A 1,954-nucleotide genomic window follows, 5' to 3' on the forward strand; every position below is an offset into this window, starting at 1 on the left:
CCCCCTTGGTCACCCCCGGCGTCATCGGCTTCAATGTGCGTGGTCGGTAGGCAGGCCAGCGCGCTGGTGTAGTTTGGCGGCGCGCTCGGGGCGTGGCCACAGCCGCCAGATGTGCGCGCTCACCCCGGCACCGATCCCGACGAGCAGCAATGCCACCGGCCACAGCCCGACCACCACAATCACCACCCATATGGAGGCGCCCATCCCCAACCAGAGTAGCCCCACAATCCGCAGCTTCTGCGCCCGCGTCAGCTGTCCTGAGTAGTAATCAATAATGAACGGCCCGAACGTGTCATGGCGTAGCAGGTAGCGCTCCATCCTCGGCGAACTCCGCGTGAAGCACATCAGCGCAAGCAGCAGAAACGGCGTCGTGGGCAGGATCGGCAGCCACACGCCGGCCGCGCCCAGGGCGAGCGCCACCAGTCCCACAATCATGTACACGTATCGCATCGTTGCCACATTCTAGCCGCAACATACAACAATAGTTGTATGACTGCCTGCACTATCTTGTACGCCTCGTTCTACGGATCTACCAAGGAATACGCGGATGAGCTTGTAAAACACCTCGGTACCACCGCCGAGCCAATCCCCGACGCCGACTTCAACCCCGAAGGCCCCATCGTGGTCCTCGCCCCCCCATCCATGGCCCGAACAACCCCGGCGCCAGCTTTATCGGCAAGCTTCCCACCCCACTTTTCGGAGCCCGCACCGAGCGCCTCTAGCGTCGGCGGACGAGGTCCATCGCGCGCGTCGCGTCGAGGACGTCGAGGTAGGGCAGGGGATCGATGTCCATGTCCTCGACGTAGTCGGTGAGCATGGTGCGCACCACCTGGTGTAGCTCGTCGACGTTCCAGGGCTTGGCAATGTAGTGGTCCAGGTTGGCCTCGTTGACCGCGCGTACCGTGTCGTGCAGCTGCGCCTGGCCGGTGACCAGGACTTTGCGGGTGGCGGCGGTGCGGTCGTCGTCCATCATCTGGACTAGGAACTCCACACCGGTGGTGCCGGGCATGCGGTGGTCGCAGAGCGCGAGGGCGAGCACGTCGCCGTCTTCGGTGAGCTCGTCGATCACCTCCCAGGCTTCCTCCACGTCGGAGGCGACCTCCACGCGGATGTGTTCAGCGAAGGGCAGCAAGTCGCGCTCAACGGCCGCGCGGACTTCCGCCTCGTCCTCGAGGATCAGGATGGCAAGGTTCATGGTGTGTCTCCTTCGTCATGTGTGTGCGGGCCGTCAATTGGCAGGCCAACGGTGGCGCAGGTGCCATTTGTTGAAGAGGTCAGTTCGATCGTGCCGTGATGTGCGCTGACGATGCCGCGGCAGATGCTCAGGCCGATACCCATGCCGAAGCGGACCTCCCCATTTTTCGTGGTGAAGCGGGGCTCGAAGAGCTTGTCGATGCGCTCGAGCGGGATGCCGGGGCCGTCGTCAATGACCTCCACGCGTACCCACCCGGGCTTCGGGGCACACGTGCGGATGGTGATGGTGGAGCCTTTGCCGGACTCCTCGATCGCCTCGGCGGCGTTGGAGATCAGGTTCGTCCACACCTGCGCGATCTGCCCGGGCGTACACGTCACGTGCGGCAGTTCGGCAAAATCCCGTTTGACCTCCACACCGCGCAGTTTGTGGGCGATCAGCTGCAGCGTGTCCTCGATGCTTTGGTGCAGGTCCACGTCGGTGACCGGGTCGCCGTCGGGCCGCGCGTATGCGCGTAGCGAGGCCACCAGCTGCGTAATGCGAGTCGATGCGGTGGAGAGGTTGCGCAGGGCAGTGCCTATCGACGCCGCGTGCTCCACCGTCTCGTACTCCAGCTTTCGATTCGCGCGCACCTGCTTGGCAAACTCCACGTCGTGCAAGCCGGCGAGTACCCATCGCTGGGCGAGCGCCCGATCGCCGGTGACCTCGGTCAGTTCGCGCCGCAGCGCGCGTGCCTCCTTTGTGCTTACCGCGTGCGAGCTG

3 protein-coding genes are annotated in these 1,954 nt (G+C 64.5%); all 3 read right to left on the bottom strand.

Annotated features, from left to right (window positions below; translation table 11 throughout):
• Positions 1–30 precede the first annotated feature (30 nt).
• Positions 31–450, bottom strand: coding sequence for a YbaN family protein (locus tag F4V54_RS10680; RefSeq protein WP_150387126.1), 420 nt, complete (start codon positions 448–450; stop codon positions 31–33).
• Between the two features lie 268 nt (positions 451–718).
• Entirely contained in the window at positions 719–1,195 is a 477-nt protein-coding gene (locus F4V54_RS10685; RefSeq protein ID WP_102724514.1) for a response regulator, read from the bottom strand.
• A partial coding sequence (locus tag F4V54_RS10690; protein WP_150387127.1) for a sensor histidine kinase occupies positions 1,192–1,954 on the bottom strand: 763 nt, incomplete at its 5' end. The genes F4V54_RS10685 and F4V54_RS10690, both read right to left, overlap by 4 nt.

The organism is Corynebacterium tuscaniense, from assembly GCF_008693065.1.
GTDB lineage: Bacteria > Actinomycetota > Actinomycetes > Mycobacteriales > Mycobacteriaceae > Corynebacterium > Corynebacterium tuscaniense.

Bases quoted from the DNA above. Each gene is read 5' to 3' on its own strand.
- F4V54_RS10680 (WP_150387126.1), bottom strand. From the start codon at position 450: ATGCGATACGTGTACATGATTGTGGGACTGGTGGCGCTCGCCCTGGGC.
- F4V54_RS10685 (WP_102724514.1), bottom strand. From the start codon at position 1,195: ATGAACCTTGCCATCCTGATCCTCGAGGACGAGGCGGAAGTCCGCGCG.